Genomic DNA, 21,855 nt, shown 5'->3' on the forward strand with positions numbered 1-21,855 from the left:
GGCGTCAGGGGTTGGACGTGAGTTTGTGCGACGTGCGCGGCCACAACGTCAGCACCAGCCGGTTCGCCAACGTGTTCAGATAGAAGCCGTTGCGCAGATGCACGTAAGCTGCGATCCAGAAAGGTGCGTCGGCGCGGCGCATCATCTGGTTCTGAAACACCGTCACCGCCGCAAAGGAGATCACCACCAGCGCGGCGATCAGCATCGGAGCAGTGCCGCAGACCGGACGTCCGACCGGGACGCTGCTGGCGGCCAGCCACGCCGCCGCAGCTTGCAGTACAAAGTAGAGCGCGGCGACACCCGCCGCCGTGACTATGCCGCGCGCAACGACGAAGGCGTTGGGCCGCTCGTCGATCGCATTGGCCATGAGGTGTACGAGCCCCATCAGCAGCACGGATCCCAGCGCGATCTGCGCCGGATTGCTGCGTAACGTCATGCCGATCCCCCAGCCGATCAGCATCGTCAATCCGATCACGCCCGCGAGCGCGAGGATCAGCCTCGCCGGGTGCGGCTGGCCACCGGGGCTGGGCGTCCACGACGCGCGTGCCAGGTCGATGATGCTGCCCGATGACAGGAAGGCGTGTGCCTTGTAGAGGGAATGGGCGACGATGTGCAGGAGCGCGGCGGAGAAGGCGCCGAGCCCGCATTGCAGCAGCATGAAACCCATCTGGGCCACGGTTGAGTAGGCCAACTGGACCTTGACCGACGTCTGCGTCAGCATCACCAGCGAGCCGAACAGCGCCGTGACACCGCCGACGACGGCCAGAACGTTGAGGGCCGGCGTCGCCAGCAGCAGCACATCGCCGAGCCGCAGGACGAGGAAGCCACCGGCGTTGATGATACCGGCATGCAGCAGTGCCGACACCGGGGTCGGGGTCTCCATCACTTCGATCAGCCAGCCATGCAGCGGCAGCTGAGCGGATTTGAGCATGGCGGTCACCACGATGAGGAGCGCCGCCGCGGTGATTGCGGGTGACACGACATCCACGCTGCTGCGCGCCCGGGCGGCAAGATCTGGGATCTCGAGCGTACCGAACTGAAAATAGAGCAGCGCGATGGCTCCCGCGAGGCAGCCGTCGCCGAGGCGACTGGCGACAAGCTTCTTGCGGTGGGCGCGGATCGCGGGCGGCCGCGTGTGGTAGAAGAGCAGCAGCCTGCCGAGCGAGAGGCTGGTCGCGATCCAGGCCGCAAGCAGGAACAGCAGATTGCCTGATATCAAGAGCGTCAGAACCGAGGCGAGCGTCAGCAGCAGATACCGCGTGAACCTGCGCTGGCCCGGATCGCCATCGAGATAGTTGCGGCTGTACTTGACGACGACGAAGCCGATGAAGCCGACCAGCACGCAGAGGATCGCGGCGAGCGCATCGACATGGACGGAAAGCCCGAGCCCGTGACCACCGAGCAGCGGCGATCGGCCGGCCCCGTAAACTGCGACCGCGAGGACCGCGGCAATGGCGGAAACGAGCGCAACCGCGGCAGCCGAGATCGCGACGCGGACGAAATCACGGGCGTTGCCGCGGAATGGGAGAATGCTTGCTGCACACAGCGTGATCGGAGCAAGCACGGCAATGCAAGGAAGCAGCTTGATCATGGCACCTCGGCGGGTTTGGTCCAGTGACCGAGTACGTAGCGCATCTGCTTATTTGAGAAAAATTCAATTATTGAACGTAATCGTTATTTCAAATAGAACGATTACATGCCTCACTTGAACTACCACCATCTGCGCTATTTCTGGATAATCGCCACCGAGGGAAGCCTGAGCCGCGCGGCGCAGCGGCTCAATGTTTCGCCGTCGTCGCTATCGGTACAGCTCAAGGCGCTCGAAGAGCAGCTGGGCCAACAGCTATTCGAGCGTGTCGGACGCTCTCTGCAACTCACCGAAGCGGGTCGCATCGCGCTCGACTACGCCGGCAGCGTCTTCAAGTCAGGCCATGAATTGATCGAGACGTTGTCGGGCCTGCGGCCCGGACGTCAGCTGCTGCGGGTCGGGGCTGCAGCGACTTTGTCGCGCAACTTCCAGATCGCATTTCTGCGGCCACTGATAAGCCGCATTGATGTCGAGCTCGTCATCCACACCGGACTTTTCGACGATCTGCTCCAGTCACTCGATGCGCACAAGCTCGATGTCGTTCTCGCCAACCACCCGGCACCGCCCGATGCACGCAGCAGCTTCGAGAATACGCTCATTGACGAGCAGCGAGTCAGCATCGTCGGCCGAAAGCCGCCGAAGCCCGCCCGGCTTAGGTTTCCGCAGGACCTCGCACATTTTCCGCTAGTCCTACCGGGCCGGGGCAACGCACTTCGCTCGGCCTTCGATGCGCTGGTCGGCCGCCGAGGCATCAGACCGATAATCGCTGCGGAAGTCGACGACATGGCTATGCTACGCCTGATGGCCCGCGAAAGCGGCCATCTCGCTCTCGTCCCCTCGATCGTCGTGATTGACGAGCTTCGTTCAGGCCTGCTCGTCGAGCGGGCGCGGCTAAACGAACTAGCGGAGCAATTCTATGCCATCAGCCAGCAGCGCCGCTATCCTAATCCTCTCGTCTCGGAATTGACGGGTAGTCGAAAGAAATAAGGTTTCTCCCAATCGCACTGCTACAAAACGCCCTCGCCCGGCTTGCTATTTGCTACGGCCGCGTAACGCCCCAGAAAGGCGCTCGCGGCAATAGCACAGCGCATTAGCTCGAAGGCATCAGCACCTGGTTGACGACGTGGATGACGCCATTCGACTGTAGCACATCGGCAATTGTCACGGTCGCAGCACCACCTTTCGCGTCTACGATCATTACCTTTCCGCCTGATTTTTTGACTGTCAGCGGCTCGCCTTCCACGGTGATCAACTTTTGACCGTCCATCAATTGGTCAGCAGTCAGGCGTCCCGGCACGACGTGGTACGTCAGGATCTTGGTCAGCGTCTGCTTATTTTCCGGCTTGACCAGGGTCGCGAGGGCTCCCTTTGGAAGCTTGCCGAACGCAGCATTGGTCGGCGCGAAAACGGTATATGGTCCAGGTCCCTGCAGCGTATCGACCAGGCCGGCTGCCTTGACGGCAGCGACCAAGGTGGTGTGGTCCTTTGACTTGACGGCGTTCTCGACGATGTTCTTCGTCGGATACATGGCAGCGCCGCCGACCATCACGGTCTTCTCCTTGGCGATGGCAAGCGGGATAAAGTTGACCATCACGGCCGACACGGCGAGCGAAGTCGCGATGCGCTTGAAGTTCATTGTCGTCCTCCGGGTGAGTTGATTTACCGGTAGGGAACGACGTGCACGTCGCTTTGGATCACCGCGCGATCCAGTGATCCGGACGAAAGCTTCCGACGTTCTTACACCGATCAAACTGTGCGGGTTCGCATGTCCTACGTTGCGCTCTATCTGGCCGTAGCTATTCCATTCGTTGCGGTCGATGCGGTCTGGCTCAAGCTCATGGGCCAACGCTTCTATCTCGCGACGATAGGCGACATAGCGCGGAGCGAGCCGAACTTTTGGCCGGCTCTCGTCTTCTACCTTCTGTACCCGCTCGGGCTCATCGCGCTTGCCGTTTTACCAGCACACGCCGCTGCTTCCAGCGGTAGGGCTGCGTGGCTCGGTTTGCTTTTTGGCTTTTTCACCTATGCGACCTATGACCTCACAAATCAGGCGGTCCTTCGCAACTGGACGACGACTCTGTCAATCGTCGATATCGCGTGGGGCGGGTTGTTGGGCGCAGGTAGCGCTTATTGCGGGTATCTCGCAGCTCGACAGTTTTTGGTGTGAGCTCAACCAGGACGATCGCGGCAGCTGGGTGAACTAACGATCGCATTCCAAACCAATCCGCTAGTTCGTGGTGATCCAAACTGACGGTCAGGTCGTTTCTTTTGGTGTCCCGTCTCCAAGAAGCATATCCATCGTGATCTCTCGGGCTGCAAGGCTTCAACCAAAAGAACCTTTCGGGGCATGCTCTAGCCCAGGTATAAGGCATCGCCTCAAAGGTGAAAGGCTGAAGGCAACGGTGGACTGGATTGATTTGATTTCGCGTGTCGCAAGCCATGGAGATCGTGACGCTTTTGCACGGCTATTCGAGCATTTCGCTCCGCGCGTGAAGGGCTTTCTCATAAAGACGGGAAGCGACCCGGAAACCGCTGAAGATATAGCGCAATCCACCTTCGTTGCTGTCTGGCGCAAGGCGGGAGAGTTCGATCCGACCACTGCCGGTGTAGCAGCTTGGATCTTCACGATCGCGCGCAATCAGCGCATTGATATCGCCCGGCGGGCTCTACGCCATGATCGGGCGTTGCAATCGCCGGAAACAGCCTACGAGGTCGAGACCGTAGCCTCCCCGGAAGCGATACGGGCCCAGAGTGAAGATGTTACGCGCATCGCAAAAGCGTTGGCCCGCCTGTCGGAGGAGCAATCCACGGTGGTCCGGCTCTCGTTTATTGAGGAGAGACCGCACGGCGAAATCGCCTCTTCGTTGGGCATCCCATTGGGAACGGTCAAATCGCGCATTCGCCTCGCCATGAAAAGATTGAGAGAGCTACTGGACGAACAGAAATGACCATCAAACATCATCCTCCGGAACATCTTCTGGCTGGCTTTGTGTCTGGCCCGCTTGAAGAGGCTGATCGGCTCGCCCTGGCGGTTCACGTCGCGCAATGCCGAAGCTGTCGTCGATTGGTTGGAGCCCTGGAGCGGCTCGGAGGCTCGGCCATCGAACAAGCAGCTCCTGTCTCCCTGCGAGCCGACGCGCTTTCGGTTGTTCTTGATAAAGTCGACGCTAAGCCCATCTCAATGTCTGGCACGACGGAATCGATGCCGCCAGCCGCCTCGGATCTTCCGGATGTCCTCCGCAACTGCCGCTTCGGCAAGAAGCGTCGGGTGGCGCCTGGAGTGAGCATGCAACCACTCATTTTGCCTAGTTCCGACCAATCGCGGGCATTTCTGCTGTGGTCTGCTCCTGGTGCCAAGATGTTAGGTCACACGCATTCGGGAACAGAATTGACCTGCGTCCTGAAGGGCAGCTTCGCGCATGAGAGCGGCCATTACGGCCCGGGCGACTTCGATTACGGCGATGATGACGTGAACCATCAGCCTATCGTGGGCACCGAGGAGCCCTGTCTATGCTTCGTGGCGATGTCCGGCAGCTTGAAGGGCAACGGATGGATCGGTCGCCTTGTTTCTCCATTCATCAGGCTCTGACGAGCTCGAGCGTCATCGTTCAGGGAGCGCCCTGGAGGTCGTGAAGGAACGAAGTTCAGGATATCCGTATGCCGGAGCCCACGCAGCTGAAGACAAGAAATCTGGTCATCGTCTTGGGTGACCAACTGGACGGAAACTCAGCTGCGTTCGACGGCTTCGACCCTGAAGTCGACGTCATCCTCCAAATGGAGGTGCTGGAGGAAGCGGCTTACATCACTCAACACAAGCTTCGCATCGCCTACTTCTTTGCTTCGATGCGCCACTTTCGGCAGGATATGACCGCGCGAGGCCGGCGCGTGCACTACGTGGCCATCGACCATCCCGAAAATTCAGGTAGCTTCGAGACCGAAATCGGCCGAGCGCAAAGACTGCTCAAGCCGGAACGAACAATTGCGATCGAGCCCGGAGACTGGCGGGTTGCCGAAAAATTGAGACGCCTCCCGCAACCGCCCGAGATCAGGAGCGATCGGCATTTCTTCTGCTCACGAGACGAGTTCGCGGCGTTCACGCGCGACCACCCACGACACATTCTGGAAACGTTCTACCGCTTCATGAGGAAAAAAACCGGGCTTCTCATGGACAAAGCCGGAAAGCCCGTCGGCTCGGCATGGAACTACGACGATCAAAACAGGAAGCCGCTGGGGAAAGACGCGCCAACTATTCCTCCGAAACGCGCCTCGAAAATGGACCCGATCAGCGCGGAGGTGCGTGATCTTGTTTCACGACGTTTCGCCAGCAGTCCGGGAAGGCTGGAAAATATCGATCTTCCCGTGTCTCGCGCCCAAGCGCTCGAACACCTGGAGGATTTCGTATCCCGACGGTTGCCATTGTTCGGCACCTACCAGGATGCCATGCAGAACGGAGAACCCTTCCTCTATCATTCCCGACTGTCGGGTCCCCTCAACCTCCATATCCTTTCGCCCACTGAGGTGATCAAAGCCGCACTGAGGAGCGAAGAGGCCCCCCTGAATGCCTTGGAAGGTTTCGTTCGTCAGATCCTCGGATGGAGAGAATACGTCCGGGGCATCTACTGGCAGCGCATGCCGCATTATGCCGAAGAAAACGCGCTGGACGCGCACCTTCGGATGCCAGGCTTTTACTGGACCGCTGAGACCGACATGCGGTGCCTCGCCGATGCCATCACGCACACCATCGACCATGCATACGCCCACCACATCGAGAGGCTTATGGTACTAGGGCTATTCGCAATGCTGATCGGTGTAGCTCCCTACGAGGTCCACCGTTGGCACATGTCGATGTTCTGGGACGCGATCGACTGGGTGTCGCTACCGAACACGCTCGGTATGAGCCAATATGGTGACGGCGGCGTCATTGCAACCAAGCCGTACGCGGCGTCCGGCGCCTACATCAATCGGATGAGCAATCACTGCAAAGGTTGCCGTTTCGATCCAACGAAATCGATCGGAGAGGACGCCTGTCCCTTCACCACCCTCTACTGGAGTTTTCTTGCGAAGCACCGCCAGCGGTTTTCTTCAAACGGCCGCATGCGAAATCAATATACGAACCTGGATAGGAAGGATCCGGATGAAATCCGGGCGATCAGACGGCGCGCCGACGCGCTGGCATTAGAACCGCCTTAGTTCACGCATTTTCCAGACTGTGATCCACAGCGACTTACGCGACGTTTCCGTAGATAAGAGGTCAAAAGTTGCAAGATTTTTCAAACGTTTCGCCGTCCACGGCTGGAAAGGTCATGTCCAGGGAAGATGCCGAGGAGGCATTCAGGGTGATTCTACGCTGGATCGGGGAATATCCCGAAAGAGAAGGACTCGTAGACACGCCACGGCGGGTCGTCGAAGCGTATCGGACCTATTTCGAAGACCCGACCGAGCATCTTCGAACGACATTCGCCGAGACTGGTGGTTACGACGATATGGTTCTGCTCAGAAACATTCCTTTCCGTAGCCATTGCGAACATCATATGGCACCGATTGTCGGGCGCGCATGGGTAGGATACGTACCGGCGCAGCGCGTCGTAGGCATTTCCAAACTCGCGCGGGTGGTGGACGGGTATTCGAGGCGCCTGCAGATACAAGAGAGGTTTACGACCGAGATCGCGAATGCGATCCAATCCGAACTCGAGCCGAAAGGCGTGGCTGTGTTCGTGAAAGCCGAGCATCACTGCATCAGCGGACGCGGCGTACAAAAGCACGGCGTGGATCTATCGACTATAGCAAAATGATCGGCTGCTTCAAGGATGATCCGATCCTGCGCCAAGAATTTCTGGCAATGGTGTCGGCCCATCTGAAGCCCTAGCCTACGGGCCTTGTGAAAACTCACGTAATGCTCACGAGCGGTCAACGGTCGAGGCGAGCTATAAAAGCAGATCGATCCGAGTAGCCGGCCGTAAAAAAGTGCGGCAACCGCGCATCCACACCCGCATTCTCAAAAGCGACTTGAACTCTTCGTGTAAGGTTGCCAGCTGCCCAGCGTCCTCACCAGACAGGAACAGCAACCCTCAGCGAAGCATCCGAATTCTGAATCTGCTCGAACATCATCTCGACCACCGCATCGCCGGAAATGTAGTTCGGTCCGACAGGCGACGCAGCAGGATTCGCAATAAGCGCCATAGCCCAATCGGCGAACCTGCGGTCGGTGACCGACTTTGCCTCGACGATACTAATGTCGGTATGTCGGCTATCGCTGCATATCCTGATGAAAAGTTGCGTGACCTTTGTTCTGTCTCCTTCGAGCACTTGCGCAAAAGTGTCCTTGTCGAATAGAAGGGCGCCGGATATCCCTAATTGAAGATTGTTTTGTTCTGCGGCCTTCGCAATGCTCATCAGCCCGCTGCCAGCGGCTACGGCCTTCCGACGTAGCAAGTTGCGACTGTGGTAGACCAACCGAAACAGCATGGCACCTCGTTCACCTCTTAGAACGTCTGGCTGACTGCGAGTCGCACTCGAGAGCAACGGGCTGGTCGATAATGCCGTATTCACTCTGCCGATACGCTGCTCTGAAGGGAGAGTATCGAGCCGAGCCACCCGCCTTGGACGGATGAGCCTAGTTCAATATCGAACGAACAGCCGACGAGATTGAATGGCGGGGCAGCTAATGAGCTGATTCGTCATCGTGCTGCCAAAGCTGCTTCAATCGGCTTCTCCGCAATGAAAGCAACTTGCGGCAACGTCATGAATCCTGGCTTTGCGAAGTAATAGCCCTGAAACAGATTGATGCCAGCCGCTCTCAACACGCCGAGTTCGGCTTCGTTCTCGATGCCTTCGGCGAGAACGCGGACGTCAAGCTCGCGCGCGATATTCACGATGCCAGCGACAACTGTTTGCTTGGCTTGGCTGGCATGTATGTCGCGGATCAGTTCCATGTCGATCTTGATCAGATCGGGCTGCAATCGGGCCAAGAGACCGAGCCCGGCGTATCCTGCCCCGAAATCATCGAGTGCCGTCCAGAAGCCGAACTTGCGATATGCTTCCACGATCCTTGCAACGTGGGCCGGATCCACTATCCGCTCGTTCTCGGTGAACTCGAACATGAGATTACGATGTGGAAATTCCACGCGCTTCGCGGCGGCAAGCGACTTTTGGATGCACGCTTTGGGCTCGTATACTGCGTTCGGCATGAAGTTGATGGACAGCCGCATGTCCCTGCCCGCGAAGAGTGGCCCTGCGGCTTCAATTGCCGTGACACGGGCCGCTTGGTCGAAGCTGTACCGGGTCTCGTCGTTCACCTGTGCGAGGACGGTATGGGCTGACTCCCCATTTTCGCCCCTAACGAGCGCTTCGTATCCCCAGACCTCAACCGCCGAAAGATCGACGATCGGTTGAAAAGCCATTTTGAATTTGAAAGGCAAGCTCTCGCTGAGACGGCAACCCGCGCACGTGTTCATAGTCGTACTTTCTTTCACTTTGCGCGAAAGCTAGAATGCAATGATTGCTCGGCCGTTAAGGACGTTCCGCTGACCGGACGCAACTGGCCTAACCTATGTTAAGAAGACTTTAGGGCGAGTTCGGCTGCTGTCGCCCAGTAAGAACCTGGTCTGGTCACCTGTTGGAAGCGGGCACCTTCGCGGTGCTGTGGGCTAAACATCAGGGATAGGCGACCCCGCGGCTTAACCGCCGAGTTCGCCTCTACTCTTTCAACTTTCAAGGTAAAGGCTTTCGGGTCTTGCGGCCCAGGAGTGTCATTCTACGCGCTGATTGACCCCTTGCCCGGCGTCGAAGGTTAGAGCCCGGCAAGCAATGGCGAAACCTTTGGACGATCGCCGAAATTATATCGAGCGTGGGGTCATATTGTAAACTATGGGGTCCAACTTCGGCGCTTATTCACAATGGGGAATGCCTTCGTCGTCGAAGGCCGTGATAAACGCGACTAAAGGACGCGCGCAAAAGCTCGAGGCCAACGGCAAGACCTTAGATTTCAAGGAGTTTCTGCGGATAGAGCCGGATAGCGGCACCACGAATATCCGCAGCACAAGCAGCAGCCACTGGAAGCGCTGGCTAGGGCCTGGCAATCGCTGCCTCGTGCCCCTTACATCGCTTCCAAAACTGCAAGGCCCCGGTGTAATCCGCTCGTGATGAACCTCGTCCCCTCGTCGCCTTCGCCGGCATCTGAACGAACTGGACGAGCGCTCGCAAGGTGAAGGAAGGCGAGGTCACCATCGACGTCTTCGGGTTCCTGACCTGCGAACCCAACCCCGAGGTGAAGCGCGTGCACCCAAAGGCTATGCCGACGATCCTGACCACGGCCGAGGCGCACGATGTCTGGATGCGAGCGACGTGGGATCGAGCCAAAGCGCTGCAGCGACCGCTTCCGGACGGTACCCTGAGGATCGTTACGACCGGCGAGAAGGAAGACCCCGCGCCAGAAGCGTAGCGTTTTGCACAGACAGTGCGAATCAGGTGGACAAGGCGTAGCCCTGCCGATTGCGAATCCCTGCTCCGTGCTAACCGCGCAGAACCGAACGGATTCGCCCGGCAGAAGCCAACGCGATGCCGATGAAGAGAGAACGACGGCCCACTATAAGGGCCCTTCGTGGATGAGCTATTTCCGTGCTGCATGAAGCCGGCGCCATCCGCGAATGCGAATAGCACGGTTGGCTGCAGGACCGGGCCGACACGCGCGCCCGCGACCGGGGGTTCGAAATGGCCAGGCAGGAACCTTCTCGCGGAGTGTCTTCAGACGGAGCCATCGCGAATTGCGCGAAGTCGGTGTCGGTCACGGCTGCGTGTTAAATACGACACGGGCATCGGAACGTCCCTGATCAGGGCTTTGAGGTCACCTTGGTCGCGATCGCATGCAACGCGCCGGTCAGCGCCGCGACGACGGGCCTGGCCGGCTCACCGGCGCCGTGACGTTGTGCGAGAAAGGCCGGATCGTTGTAGGACAGCCAGGTCGCGCCCTGCTCGTCCTGCCAGACCAGCGCTTTCAATGGCAAGTCGATGCCGGCCGTCTGCGCCTGTTGCATCAACGGCGTACCACCCTTGGCATTTCCGAAGATGAGCAGATCCGTTGGCCGCAGCTTCAGATCGACAGCGGCCGCACCCGCGGCGTGATCAATGTGAGCGAATACGGTGAGGCCCCTGGCCTTCACCTCGGCCTCAAGCCGCTTCATCGTGTCTTCAGGTCCAAACTTGCTCTTGATGGTGATGAGTCCGTCCGCGGCCATAACTTGGGTCTCCCATAAACATGTCGCGGCTATCAGCGCGACCATCCCGATCAATCTCGACAGCTTCACGCGCACGCGCTCACTTCTTGTGAAACAGCTTCGCCGGATCGAATTCCGGATCCGGAACAAAGCCGTCGCGATTGGGCATCCTGATTTTCGGCAAGGACTCCTTGTCGACCTTGCCGTCTGCCGGAACGATGCCGTTGAGGCTGAGGATGTAGGCGGTGACGGCGTAGGTCTCATCGGTACTGAGCGAGCCCGGCGTCGGATACGGCATCGCGCGATGGATGTAGTCGAACAATGTCGTCGCATAGGGCCAGAAGCTGCCCACGGTTTTGACCGGCATGTTGGAGGCGAGCGTGCCCTGTCCGCCGGCGAGGCGATCCTTGATTCCGCCTTGGCCGTTCTCGCCATGGCAGGCCGAGCAATAGTCTGAAAACACCTGCTTGCCCTGCGCGACGGTGCCGCTGCCATCGGGCAGGCCCTTGCCGTCGGGACCGACGTCGATGTCCCACAGCTTGATCTCATCAGGCGTCGCCGGACGTCCGAAATCAACGGCAAAGGCTGGGGCTGCGAGCAGTCCCACAATGAAGATGCCTGCGGGAAGCAGCTTGCTATGCGAGGACATTGCGAACCCTCCCGGCTCCGTCGATGCTCCAGGTCTGCTGGGCGTTGTAGTGAAACAGCGCGTTGGTCCCCATCGCGGCGATGAAGGATTTCCGGTCCGGCTGAACATTGCCTTGCTCGTCGGTCGAGCGGCTGACGATCTTGGTCGGCTTGCCGTCCCACATCCAGTCCATCTGGAATCGCACCTGCGCCTTGGCCAATACCGGCAGGCTCAGTTGCGCCTGCTTCCAGGTCTTGGTGCCGTCGGTCGAGATCTCGACCTTGGCGATCTTGCCGTGCCCGCTCCAGGCGAGACCGGAGATGTTGATGTAGCCCGGCTGGATCTGCATCATCCCCGAAGGCTGGGTGATGACGGAGTTGGTGTCCATCCGCAGCTGGAATTGCCGTGCCTTGCCGCTCGCGAGCAATTGCGTGTAGCGCGCTGTCTCCCAGCGCGTCATCCAGGGCTCGGTGCCGAACTTGAGGCGGCGCAGCCATTTGATGTTGAGATTGCCCTCGAAGCCCGGCATCAGCAGACGCAATGGAAATCCGTGCGCAGGGCGCAGCGGTTCGCCATTCTGCCCGTAGGCGACGAACGCCTCCTCCATGATTTCGTCGGTCAGCGGAATGCTGCGGTCGACTCCAGCGCCGTCGCCGCCCTCCGCCAGCATCCAGTTGGCTCCCTTGTCCTTGGCGACGAGATCGACCAGGAATTTCAGCGGCACGCCAGTCCATTCGTTGGTACTGACAAGACCGTGAGTGTTCTGCACGGTCACGTCAGGATCCGCCTTCTTCCAGTTTTCCCAACCATTGCCGGTGCATTCGATGAAGACGATGCGCGTGACCGAGGGCATGCGCTTGAGATCGTCGACGCTGAACATCAGAGGCTTGCCGACCATGCCATGAATGAGCAAACGGTGCTGCGAGGGATCAATGTCGGGCACGCCGGAATGACTGCGCTCATAATGCAGATCAGTCGGCGTGATGTTGCCGACTAGTTTCTGGTGGGGCGTTTTGGAGTTGATGGCATCGCTGGGATCGATGTTCCGCTTACCTGGCGTGGACTCCGGAATACGGTCGAGCTTGGCGAAACGGGAGCGTTCGCTATGCGCGCTCAGATCCGCGCCGGGCCCGCGATCGGGCACGTCGGCCAAAGTTTCAGCCGAGGCGGTACTAGCGATTGCTGCCCCGGCAGCCCCCGCTGTAGCCGTCAAGAACCATCGGCGCGAAAGCACCTCGTCTCTTAAATCTTCGGGCATAGCTGCCTCTCCATCAAGGTCGATAAATTTTTTTCGTCAGCGGATCAGTTGAAGACCTGGTAGGTAGCGATGGCCACGACGAGCAGAATGAGCAGCGACGAAACGACGGAACCCGCGCGAACACCGCTCAAGACATGCGCTTCTGTGTCGTCCAGGAGACGGCTGTTAAGTGCGAAGCGCAGCGTCTGTATCGCTATCAGCGCCCCCCCCGGCGATGAGGGCGATGCTCTCGTTGGGACCCAGATGACTGGATATTCGCTCCAGTTGCGCTTTGCGCAGGGCGTCGGTGGTTTCGGAAATCGCCAGCGTCCGAATGAACAGATTGAATTTTTCCGGCACGATGCCGAATGACATGATGGCGATTCCGGTGCGAACCCACGCGAGGAAGGTTCGCTCGTTGGCCGAATGATCGCTGTATGCCGGGACCATGATCATTCCCTCTCCTTGGCTGCCGACTGCTTTCTCATGGCGCTTGCCGTGGTGACGCTGAGTACTGCGGTCATGGCGCCCATTTCTGGTCCGACGCTCTCGTTCTCGTCTGGCTTTTCGGCCGGCAGCAGTGAGGGCGGTTCGTCGTACCCTCCGCGGCTGCTGTAGAAGACAAGTCCCATGAGGCCGAGACCGACAGCTAAGGAGAACAGGACCCCGAGCGCGAGCGCAACATACCCGGAAGCAGGAACGTCGGCTCCGCTTCCTGACGACCACCCGAGGACTGCGATCCACAGCGTGGCCGCAAGCAGCAGCAGGAGCACAATCAATATCGTCCAGCTGCCGGCTGTCATCGCTCCCGGGCTGGATCCGTCGTGCGAGTTGGTCTGGTTTTCCGGGGTCACTATTTTTTCTTCGGAGTTCGCGGGTGTCATGGCGCTAACCTCGTGAAGACGAAGTCGTGCTCTTTGACGTTAGCTTGGTGGCAGCCGAAGCAGGTCTCATGCTGAGCTCTGTCCACCGGCTGGCCGTCCACGAACCGGCCAAAGCCCCATCCTCCCGTGAAGGCGAATCTTTTCGAATCTTTGACCATGATCTGGACCGTCGTCGCATGGCCCGGCACGAACGCTCCACCAAACTCCGGGGAGGGCACTCGCTTCCAAGCGAGCTTGACCAATATCGCCCCGTCCGGAAATGGAAGCGTCCCCTCTCGATATGCCTTGACGGAGATTGCATTTCCGAGGATCGCGCGGAGTTCGTTGAAGCTGCCGTCTTCTTGCGAAGGCGCGATCATCTCCCATTGGCGATAATTTTCAGGGATCGTGACGCCGAAGATCGGAGAGCCCTCTCCGTCCGCGTGACCCGCCGTGGACGGCATCGCCACGGATGCTGCCAGCAGGAGAAAGCAGAGACTCCTTTTCATCGACTTCGGCCCTTCAAAACGTGAGGTCAATTTTCGCGAAACGCCGGACGGCCCGGGCGAGAAGCCCGGGCCGAGGCTTGTCACTGCACGGCAACTTTCCGCTTCGTTTCGGTACCGACCTTGCGCTTGAGGAAGTCGCGGATCAGCGGCACCACCTCGTCAGCCTTGTCTTCGAGCACGAAATGACCGGTGTCGATTAGATGAAACTCGACCTCGGGAAGGTCGCGCTTGTAAGGATACGCGCCGTCGGCAGGAAAGATCTTGTCGTTCTTGCCCCAGACAATGAGCGTTGGCGGTTGGTACTTGCGAAAGTAAGCCTGCACCGCGGGATAGAGCGGGACATTGGTGCGGTAGTCGTAGAAGAGGTCCATCTGGATCTCCGCATTGCCGGGACGGTCCAGCAAGGCCTGGTCGTGAATCCAGTTGTCCGGAGAGACGCGGCTGGTATCCGACACGCCGTCGGTGTACTGGAAGATCGTCGTCTCCGGCGAGACGAGGGAGTACAATGCCTTCCGATGGGCGTCCGAATGATCGGACCAGTAGGCCTTGATTGGATCCCAGAACTCCTTGAGGCCTTCGTTGTATGCGTTGCCGTTCTGTACGATCAGGCCACTGATCCGCTCGGGATGCTTGAGCGCCAGCCGCCAGCCGACGGGCGCGCCGTAGTCCATGACGTACATTGCGTACTTGGCGACGCCGAGTTGATCGAGCAGCCCGTCGACGAGCTCACCGTAGCGGTCGAACGTATAGTTGAACTTAGCGCGGTCCGGCGACTCGCTCTGTCCGTAGCCGGGGTAGTCAGGCGCGATGACATGGTAGCGATCGGCAAGCGCCGGCATCAGGTTGCGAAACATGTGGGAGGACGTCGGAAAGCCGTGCAGCAGGAGGAGCACCGGAGCGTCCTTTGGACCGGTTTCGCGGTAGAAGATCTTCACGCCGTCGACCTCTTTGGTCCGATAGTGCGTGACGCTGCTTGCGGACGCGATCGCAGGCGCCCCGCGAGCGGACTCCGCCGATTTCGCCTCGCGAGACATCGCACCGAGCGCGAGTGCCGCTCCCAAAAATAGGCACCCCGCCTTGAGTGGGGAGAACTTGTAGCTGGCCTTAAAGCTCTGCATTTTAACCTCCATGTTGTTAGCGTTGTGGAAGAGCGTCGATAGATTTCGCCAACCGACGGACTAGACTCCGTGGTAGACGAGCCGCGTGAAGAACCCTGGATCGATAAGAAACTGGCCGTAACGCTCGTCGTAAGCGGCCGTTGGCTTCGCCTCGACAACTTCGTCGCGGGACATTCCCTTCTTCTTGAGCCTAGCGACCGCGTCGCGGATCGCGACAAGCATGTCGCGCCAATCCTGCAGCTCGGCACGATTGCTGATGGGTCTGCCGTGGCCCGTGATGATGATCGTGTCCTTGGCCGCCGCCGCAAGATTGGCATCCGATGCGGCGATCATCCCGTCGATGCTGCCGCCGGTCGAATAATCGATGAATGGATAGATGCCGCTCCAGAAGGTATCGGCAACATGCATAACATTCGCTTCACCGAACGTGATGGAGATGTCGCTGTCGGTGTGCGCCGCGCCGTAATATTTCAATAAGATGGAGGCGCCGTTGAGCTTCAGGGTCTTCTCGGTCGCGAAGACTTCCGTTGGAACCCCGCCCTCTGGCAGCGGAAGAAAGTTGTAGTCCCAATCTTCGACACGCTGGAGCTCGGAGAGATGCTTGCGCGTGTTTTCGTGAGCAAGAATGACGGCGCCGCTCTCGTTCAACCAGGTATTCCCATCAGTGTGGTCGAAATGCCAATGCGAGTTGACCAAATGCGTGATTGGTTCGTCGCCGACGGCCGAGAGCGCCTTGGTCAATTGCGGTCGTGACACGCCGATCCCGGCGTCGATCAGCAATTTGCCATCCCGGCCGGTGAGCACGGCAATGTTCCCGCCGGATCCCTCGAGCACACTGATATTGCCGCGCACCTTGTGGATCGCGATCGGCGACGTCGCCGCGCTGTCCTTGATAAGGCTGACGATCCCCCGGGCCTCGGCAAACGCTTGCCGAGGCGTCAACCATCCGCCCGCTGCCATCGCGGCACCGCCCAAGCAACATAGGCAAAACCCGCGGCGCGACATCGTCGTCTGAGTTCGCTGTTCCATAGCCGTCCTCACTTCGCTCTTCTCGGTGTCGAGTTTGCATTGACCTCAAGCCCCGATCTTTTGCGGCAGGAAGGTTACGCCCGCCGCTTCCTGATCGATGCGGTTCAGCCGCGGATGAAGGCAAGGAGATCGCTGTTGAGCTGATCCTTGTGCGTGGCGAAGAGCCCATGGGGCGCGCCTGGGTAGACCCTCAGAGTCGCCTCCTTGATGAGCTTCGAGGACAACAGCGCCGAGTCCGCGATGGGAACGATCTGATCGTCATCGCCATGCAGCACCAAGGTCGGGACATCGATCTTCTTGAGGTCGGCCGTGAGATCCGTTTCCGAGAAGGCCTTGATGCAGTCGTAGGCGCCCTTTTCTCCGGCTTGCATCGACCACAGCCAGAAACTGTCTTTGATGCCTCGCGACACCTTCGAATCGGAGCGGTTTGCACCGTAGAACGGAAGGCTAAGGTCCTGGTAATACTGCGATCGGTCCCCCTTCACTCCGGCGCGGATCTGGTCGAACACCTCGATTGGAAGTCCTCCAGGATTTGCCGGCGTCTTGAGCATCAATGGCGGAATAGCGGACACCAGCACGGCCTTGGCAACGCGCTCGGTCCCATGACGACCGATATATCGCGTCACTTCACCGCCTCCGGTCGAGTGGCCGACCATGACGGTCTGCTTGAGATCAAGCGCTTTCATGAGTTCGGCCAGATCATCGGCGTAGGTGTCGAGATTGTTGCCCTCCCACGATTGTCCCGAGCGGCCATGCCCCCGGCGGTCGTGAGCGATGCAGCGAAATCCATGGGAAGCCAGGAAGAGCATCTGGTCGTCCCACGCATCCGCGTTGAGCGGCCAACCGTGCGAAAAGGTGATCGGTTGTCCCTTGCCCCAGTCCTTGTAGTAGATCGTCGTGCCGTCTTTGGTCGTAATCGTGCTCATTGTCTTGGTCCTCATTTGACTTGGGGTGCGGGTGGGTGGTCGTCGTCCGGTCAGCTCACGTCCTTCATGAAACCGAGGAGATCGCCGTTGAACTGGTCCTTATGTGTGAGCGTCAGCCCGTGCGGCGCGCCCGGATAGATCTTCAGGCTCGCCTTTCGGATCATCTTCGATGAGAGCAGAGCTGAATTGGCGATCGGAACGTTCTGATCGTCTTCGCCATGAACAATGAGCGTCGGAACGTCGAACCGCTGCAAGTCGGTCGTGAAGTCGGTCTCCGAGAATGCCTTGATTCCCTCGTACGACGCGCGCAATCCGACCTGCATACAGCTCAGCCAGAACGCATCCCTGATCCCTTGCGAGACCTTTGATCCGGATCTGTTGGCTCCATAGAAGGGCCCGTTGCCGAGATCCCGGTAAAATTGTGCACGGTCGGTGGCCACCGCCTTCCGGATGTCGTCAAACACTTCGATCGGAACGCCACCTGGATTGGCTGATGTTTTCAACATCAAAGGCGGGATGGCAGAGACCAGCACAACGTTCGCGACACGGCTAGTTCCGAAGCGACCTATGTAGCGTGCGATGTCACCGCCGCCGGCCGAGTGGCCGACCAAGGTGACTTGCTCGAGGTGCAGCGTCTCGATGAGATCGGCCAGGTCGCTGGCGAAAGTGTCGTAGTCGTTTCCGTCCCACGGTTGACCCGATCGGCCATGTCCGCGCCGGTCGTACGCGATGCAACGAAAGCCATGCGAGGCCATGAAGAACATCTGGTCGTCCCAGGCGTCCGCATTGAGCGGCCAGCCATGGCTGAAAATGACGGTCGGACCGTTGCCCCAATCCTTGTAAAAGATCTCAGTGCCGTCCTTCGTCTTGATGGCGCGCCCTGCGTGGCGTTCTATTGCGCCGATGTCTCGCGGCCGAGCCGCGAGCGGCGTTGGTCCAATCAGCGCAAGCGCCGATGCGCCAGCCACTCCCCCGATCAAGACGCTGCGACGGGACGCAAGTTGCGATCCGATCGCCCGCTTGTTTGGATGTGTCATATGGAATACTCCTCTGTTGCGCGTCTTCACGCGATGGGGACGTAGCGGTAGGCGTTCCCATGAACTTCGACGAACCCCAGCCCTGGATACGTCCAGTGGAATCCCAGGAGCTTTGTCTTGTCGGTCGATGCCCGATCGAGTAGCCGTCGTCGGTTCCTGACGGCTAGTTCCGGAATGCTGTCGTAACCGAAGTGCCAATCGGGATGCTCGACGGCAACTATCTCGCTGGTCGCTGCGCCGACCGCGATGATGAGGCCGCCCTCCCCGGCAAGCTCAAACGAGAGATGCCCCGGGGTATGGCCAGCGTTGTCGATTGCCCGGATGCCGGGGATCACATCGTCACCGGGCTTGAGCATCACCGCCCTTTCGCGCACCGCGCCGATATCTCGTTGCGCGCCCCTGCCGAAATCGTGGATTGCCTCTGGAGCTTTGCTAAAGAAGTCCGGATCCATCCAGTAGTCCCATTCCCCAGCGCCGACAAAATAAGTGGCGTTCGGAAACGCGAGTGATCCATCGGACGCCAGGGTGGCACCCGTGTGGTCCGGATGCGCATGCGTGAAGACAACTTTCGTCACCGCGTTGGGATCGAAGCCAGCTGCCTGCAGATTTTGAAAGAACCTTCCGTCGGTCGCTTGATATTTGTCGCCACCACCGACATCGAACAGGATCAGCTCATCCCGATAGCGCAGCACGGGTATATTTGCCGGTGCGTGAACAGTGCGTCCCACAGTTTCCATGCGCGCGAGGACCTCGCTTCGCTGCCTCGGCGCGACCTCGGGAGTAAAGATCTCTTCTGGGATCTCAAGATATCCGTCGCTGATGATGCTGATCTCGAAGCCACCGTGCTCGAACGCAAAGTACGTCGCCGACGACGTCTCTAGGATAACTTCGCAAGGCGCCTTCGATCCTCGCAAAGATTCTGCTCCCTTAGAGCGATCGAGGTTTTGCACGGAAAGGCTCATCGACGATCTCCAACTCGCATTCTCGGTTGCTGCGATTGCGTGACCAACGATGCGAAGATGGTCCGACGTCCGTCGACGATCCATTACACGAAGGTGTCGGTGATACCTTCGGATTGGTGGATGTCGTTCGATTGCGAAAAATGAGAACGGCGACGAAAACGCTTCGCCGATACCATCGTGCAATGGATTTGAGATCATTCGTGCGGCAGTTGTGACAAAGCGGGTCGATCGGCGTGGTATTTCCTCAACCGATCAACTGGAAGCCTTTCGAAGGAGGCAGCCTTGTCGGAGAATGCGATGTTCTGGGATTTCGAAACTAGCCCCGCCAAGCAAAATCTTGCTTTGCCGCCGAACCACGACGAACTGATGCTCCTGCGGGAGACCAATCATCGATTTGCCAACACGCTGACAGTCCTCGCCTTTGCACTTCGGCGTGAGTTCGCGAGTTCAATCTCGGCCGAGACGCGGCGCTCGTTCGAGCGATGCGAGGCAAGGATCGCGGCGTTCGGAATGCTGCACAGATCCCTCGTCGTCGGTGGCATGCAAGGGAAGATCTCGCTTTCAGCCTACATCGAGCAATTGTGCAGAGCCTTGTCCGAGGCGCTGCTGAGTCCGATGGGCGTTAGGTGCGAGCTCATCTCGGCAGTAGGCGAGATGCCGGCCGGGCGTTGCGAGAGACTAGGGCTCGTTGTCGCCGAACTCGTGACGAATGCCGCCCGCCACGCGTTCGGCTGGCGAGACAACGGCATGGTTCGCGTGAATATTTTCGAAGAGGGCACCTCCCTGGTGTGCATCGTTTCCGATGACGGACAGGGAATGCACATCGCCGCGGGAGGCACAGGCTCGAGGATTCTGAAACAACTGGTGCACGCGCTAGGCGGCGAAATGGTTGTCAGGTCCGGATTAAAGGGAACATCGGTCGTCGTGACGTGCAATTAATGGCAGTTTGAACATACGGCTTGGCGAGACCGTCTCGGGTCTCTTCCTCTCAACTCTCAGACGCAGCGGAGGCAACATGGACCACCAAAAGACGACCTCACCGACATCTGCAGACGATCGGACCGGCTCTAACAGGCTTGCCGGGAAAATCGCCCTGGTGACGGGCGGCAGCAGCGGTATCGGCCTAGCGACGGCGAAGTTGTTCGTCGCCGAAGGAGCATTCGTGTTCATCACAGGACGGCGCCAGGAGGAGCTCGACGTCGCGTCGGCCGCTCTCGGCCCCAATGCGATGGCGATCCAGGGGGACATCTCGAAGATCCCAGATATAGACCGCACCATCGAGATGATACGCTCCCAAAAGGGAAGGCTCGACATCCTTTTTGCTAACGCCGGCATCGGCGAGTTCGCACCGATCGGCTCCATCAGCGAGAGCCATTTCGACAAGACGTTCGGCGTCAACGTCAAGGGGACTCTCTTCACCGTCCAGAAGTCACTCACGTTGATGCCGGATGGCTCGTCGATCGTCCTTAACGCGTCTATCACCGGCGTTAAGGGGCTGCCGGCGTTCAGCGTGTATGCGGCGAGCAAGGCGGCACTGCGTGCGTTGGCGCGAGGCTGGATCGTGGACCTCAAGAAAAGACGAATCCGCGTGAATGTCGTTAGTCCGGGCACGGTGCCGACGCCCGGCTATGACGGTCTCGGACTGACGCCGCAAGAGATGCCAAACTTCATCAAGGCGGCAGCCGATGCGACACCTCTCGGCCGAGTCGGAACGCCGGAGGAGATTGCGAACGCCGTGCTCTTCCTAGCTTCGTCGGAAAGCAGCTACGTCAATGGCGTAGAGCTCTTTGTGGACGGAGGCTTTGCGCAGATCTGATGCATCGCCCGCAGAGTCGCCGGGAGTGACGACCGTCGATTCTGATGGTCGTCCGGTCCCTTGTTATTGGCAGACCCGGTCCCCATCGGAATGACCATCGGCTGCCACCAAGACCTGAGCTCAGGCTGATAACCGGGGGCCGCCCAAATGATCCAGGCAGCCGGACCGATGCTACGTAGCTCGTGTTCTCGTCCGCCGGAAAGGACGAGCGTTTCTCTCGACAATTGACTAATTCAGCGGACTTCTCTGCTGCAGCTTGGAGCCCATGATCACCAACTCGGCCAAGGATCGAGCTTTCATTTTCCGCATCATCTTACCTCGATGAGCCTTAACGGTGATCTCACTGATGCCGAGTTCATAGCCCACTTGCTTGTTCATTGAGCCCTTTACCACCAGCGCCATAACTTCCTGCTCGCGGCGGCTGAGCGAGCGATGGCGCTCATGCAATTCGCGTAACTCCGCGTCGCCACCCATCGCGGAATGGCTGCGCGCGAGCGCCAGTTCGATCGCCCCGAACAGTTCGCCATGGCAGAAAGGCTTGGTCAGAAACTCCATCGCGCCGGCCTTCATCGCCTTAACGGTCATGGGCACGTCGCCGTGGCCCGTGATAAAGATGATAGGGATGCCGATCCCCTGGCTTACCAAGTGGTTCTGGAGCTCCAGTCCACTGAGCCCCGGAAGGCTTACATCCAGCACCAAGCAGCTCGGAACGAAGGTCTGCGGGCGAGAGAGAAACGCTTGTGCAGTGGCAAATGTCTCCGTTTCCCAGCCTCTCGCGCTGATCAGCCCTTCGAGAGAATCTCGAACCGACGGATCATCGTCGACGACGAACACCTTCGGGTTTAAGGGGGGACATAAGGAGCCCGCATCGACCGCGCTCGATATCGCCATGTCTCTTCCCTATCAACGTTGATTCCGCTGACCAAGTAA

The 21,855-nt window shown here is 59.2% G+C and carries 23 protein-coding genes and 2 pseudogenes; 9 read left to right on the forward strand and 16 right to left on the reverse strand.

Annotation, left to right across the window (positions count from 1 at the left end):
- Window positions 1-4 precede the first annotated feature (4 nt).
- The gene (locus tag QY049_RS12965; protein WP_194480913.1) at window positions 5-1,591 is read right to left on the reverse strand and encodes an NADH-quinone oxidoreductase subunit L; all 1,587 of its coding nucleotides are present in this window, start codon (window positions 1,589-1,591) and stop codon (window positions 5-7) included.
- A 105-nt stretch (window positions 1,592-1,696) separates the two neighbouring features.
- On the opposite strand from QY049_RS12965, the gene QY049_RS12970 reads away from it, so the two are divergent.
- Entirely contained in the window at window positions 1,697-2,575 is an 879-nt protein-coding gene (locus tag QY049_RS12970) for a LysR family transcriptional regulator (protein WP_301269471.1), read from the forward strand.
- A 103-nt stretch (window positions 2,576-2,678) separates the two neighbouring features.
- On the opposite strand, the gene QY049_RS12975 is transcribed toward QY049_RS12970, so the two are convergent.
- The gene (locus QY049_RS12975; RefSeq protein WP_246755860.1) at window positions 2,679-3,179 is read right to left on the reverse strand and encodes a fasciclin domain-containing protein; all 501 of its coding nucleotides are present in this window, start codon (window positions 3,177-3,179) and stop codon (window positions 2,679-2,681) included.
- A 174-nt stretch (window positions 3,180-3,353) separates the two neighbouring features.
- On the opposite strand from QY049_RS12975, the gene QY049_RS12980 reads away from it, so the two are divergent.
- From QY049_RS12980 to folE, 5 genes and pseudogenes are all read left to right on the forward strand, one after another.
- On the forward strand, window positions 3,354-3,755 hold the full coding sequence (locus QY049_RS12980) for a DUF2177 family protein (protein WP_128949197.1): 402 nt from the start codon (window positions 3,354-3,356) through the stop codon (window positions 3,753-3,755).
- 235 nt (window positions 3,756-3,990) lie between these two features.
- On the forward strand, window positions 3,991-4,536 hold the full coding sequence (locus QY049_RS12985; RefSeq protein WP_194480909.1) for a sigma-70 family RNA polymerase sigma factor: 546 nt from the start codon (window positions 3,991-3,993) through the stop codon (window positions 4,534-4,536).
- Entirely contained in the window at window positions 4,533-5,177 is a 645-nt protein-coding gene (locus tag QY049_RS12990; RefSeq protein ID WP_194480907.1) for a ChrR family anti-sigma-E factor, read from the forward strand. The genes QY049_RS12985 and QY049_RS12990 overlap by 4 nt, the downstream gene beginning before the upstream one ends.
- A 68-nt stretch (window positions 5,178-5,245) precedes the next feature.
- The gene (locus QY049_RS12995; RefSeq protein ID WP_301269472.1) at window positions 5,246-6,778 is read left to right on the forward strand and encodes a cryptochrome/photolyase family protein; all 1,533 of its coding nucleotides are present in this window, start codon (window positions 5,246-5,248) and stop codon (window positions 6,776-6,778) included.
- 113 nt (window positions 6,779-6,891) lie between these two features.
- Window positions 6,892-7,454: pseudogene (gene folE, locus QY049_RS13000) on the forward strand (GTP cyclohydrolase I FolE).
- Window positions 7,455-7,633: 179 nt separating this feature from the next.
- Here the strand turns inward: folE and QY049_RS13005 are convergent.
- Window positions 7,634-8,053 carry a BLUF domain-containing protein gene (locus QY049_RS13005; protein ID WP_301269473.1) on the reverse strand — a complete coding sequence of 140 codons (420 nt, stop codon included), beginning with the start codon at window positions 8,051-8,053 and terminating at the stop codon, window positions 7,634-7,636.
- A 212-nt stretch (window positions 8,054-8,265) separates the two neighbouring features.
- Complete coding sequence (locus tag QY049_RS13010; RefSeq protein WP_301269474.1) at window positions 8,266-8,988, reverse strand: EAL domain-containing protein; 723 nt, start codon at window positions 8,986-8,988, stop codon at window positions 8,266-8,268.
- 490 nt (window positions 8,989-9,478) lie between these two features.
- Here QY049_RS13010 and QY049_RS13015 point away from each other — a divergent pair.
- Window positions 9,479-10,028: pseudogene (locus QY049_RS13015) on the forward strand (SOS response-associated peptidase family protein); the annotation flags it as partial.
- Between the two features lie 388 nt (window positions 10,029-10,416).
- On the opposite strand, the gene QY049_RS13025 reads toward QY049_RS13015, so the two are convergent.
- The 11 genes from QY049_RS13025 to QY049_RS13075 form a co-directional block, all read right to left on the reverse strand.
- Window positions 10,417-10,890: a DUF302 domain-containing protein gene (locus QY049_RS13025; RefSeq protein ID WP_301269494.1), complete on the reverse strand. Its 474-nt coding sequence runs from the start codon at window positions 10,888-10,890 to the stop codon at window positions 10,417-10,419.
- Window positions 10,891-10,900: 10 nt separating this feature from the next.
- Complete coding sequence (locus tag QY049_RS13030) at window positions 10,901-11,449, reverse strand: c-type cytochrome (RefSeq protein ID WP_194480897.1); 549 nt, start codon at window positions 11,447-11,449, stop codon at window positions 10,901-10,903.
- Complete coding sequence (gene soxC / locus QY049_RS13035) at window positions 11,436-12,686, reverse strand: sulfite dehydrogenase (protein ID WP_301269475.1); 1,251 nt, start codon at window positions 12,684-12,686, stop codon at window positions 11,436-11,438. The genes QY049_RS13030 and soxC overlap by 14 nt, the downstream gene beginning before the upstream one ends.
- A gap of 165 nt (window positions 12,687-12,851) precedes the next feature.
- On the reverse strand, window positions 12,852-13,121 hold the full coding sequence (locus tag QY049_RS13040) for a YidH family protein (RefSeq protein WP_301269476.1): 270 nt from the start codon (window positions 13,119-13,121) through the stop codon (window positions 12,852-12,854).
- Window positions 13,118-13,549, reverse strand: coding sequence for a hypothetical protein (locus QY049_RS13045; RefSeq protein WP_301269477.1), 432 nt, complete (start codon window positions 13,547-13,549; stop codon window positions 13,118-13,120). Before QY049_RS13045 ends, QY049_RS13040 begins: the two co-directional genes overlap by 4 nt.
- A complete protein-coding gene (locus QY049_RS13050; protein WP_301269495.1) occupies window positions 13,546-13,992 on the reverse strand; it encodes a cytochrome P460 family protein in 447 nt (148 codons plus the stop codon). Before QY049_RS13050 ends, QY049_RS13045 begins: the two co-directional genes overlap by 4 nt.
- Window positions 13,993-14,117: 125 nt before the next feature.
- On the reverse strand, window positions 14,118-15,071 hold the full coding sequence (locus QY049_RS13055) for an alpha/beta fold hydrolase (protein WP_246755858.1): 954 nt from the start codon (window positions 15,069-15,071) through the stop codon (window positions 14,118-14,120).
- Window positions 15,072-15,215: 144 nt separating this feature from the next.
- A complete protein-coding gene (locus QY049_RS13060; protein ID WP_301269478.1) occupies window positions 15,216-16,184 on the reverse strand; it encodes an MBL fold metallo-hydrolase in 969 nt (322 codons plus the stop codon).
- Window positions 16,185-16,288: 104 nt separating this feature from the next.
- On the reverse strand, window positions 16,289-17,110 hold the full coding sequence (locus QY049_RS13065) for an alpha/beta fold hydrolase (protein WP_301269479.1): 822 nt from the start codon (window positions 17,108-17,110) through the stop codon (window positions 16,289-16,291).
- A 50-nt stretch (window positions 17,111-17,160) separates the two neighbouring features.
- A complete protein-coding gene (locus QY049_RS13070; RefSeq protein ID WP_301269496.1) occupies window positions 17,161-18,147 on the reverse strand; it encodes an alpha/beta fold hydrolase in 987 nt (328 codons plus the stop codon).
- A 26-nt stretch (window positions 18,148-18,173) separates the two neighbouring features.
- Window positions 18,174-19,109: an MBL fold metallo-hydrolase gene (locus tag QY049_RS13075; RefSeq protein ID WP_301269480.1), complete on the reverse strand. Its 936-nt coding sequence runs from the start codon at window positions 19,107-19,109 to the stop codon at window positions 18,174-18,176.
- Window positions 19,110-19,391: 282 nt separating this feature from the next.
- Between QY049_RS13075 and QY049_RS13080 the strand changes: the two genes are divergently transcribed.
- Both QY049_RS13080 and QY049_RS13085 read left to right on the forward strand, forming a co-directional pair.
- Window positions 19,392-20,048, forward strand: a complete 657-nt coding sequence (locus QY049_RS13080) for a sensor histidine kinase (RefSeq protein WP_301269481.1) — start codon at window positions 19,392-19,394, stop codon at window positions 20,046-20,048.
- A gap of 76 nt (window positions 20,049-20,124) precedes the next feature.
- Entirely contained in the window at window positions 20,125-20,925 is an 801-nt protein-coding gene (locus tag QY049_RS13085; protein ID WP_194480884.1) for an SDR family oxidoreductase, read from the forward strand.
- Window positions 20,926-21,153: 228 nt separating this feature from the next.
- Here QY049_RS13085 and QY049_RS13090 read toward each other — a convergent pair whose 3' ends face one another.
- Window positions 21,154-21,816 (reverse strand): response regulator transcription factor, encoded by a 663-nt coding sequence (locus QY049_RS13090; RefSeq protein WP_301269482.1) that lies wholly within the window; start codon window positions 21,814-21,816, stop codon window positions 21,154-21,156.
- Window positions 21,817-21,855 lie beyond the last annotated feature (39 nt).

Source organism: Bradyrhizobium sp. WYCCWR 13022, from assembly GCF_030435535.1.
Taxonomy (GTDB): domain Bacteria; phylum Pseudomonadota; class Alphaproteobacteria; order Rhizobiales; family Xanthobacteraceae; genus Bradyrhizobium.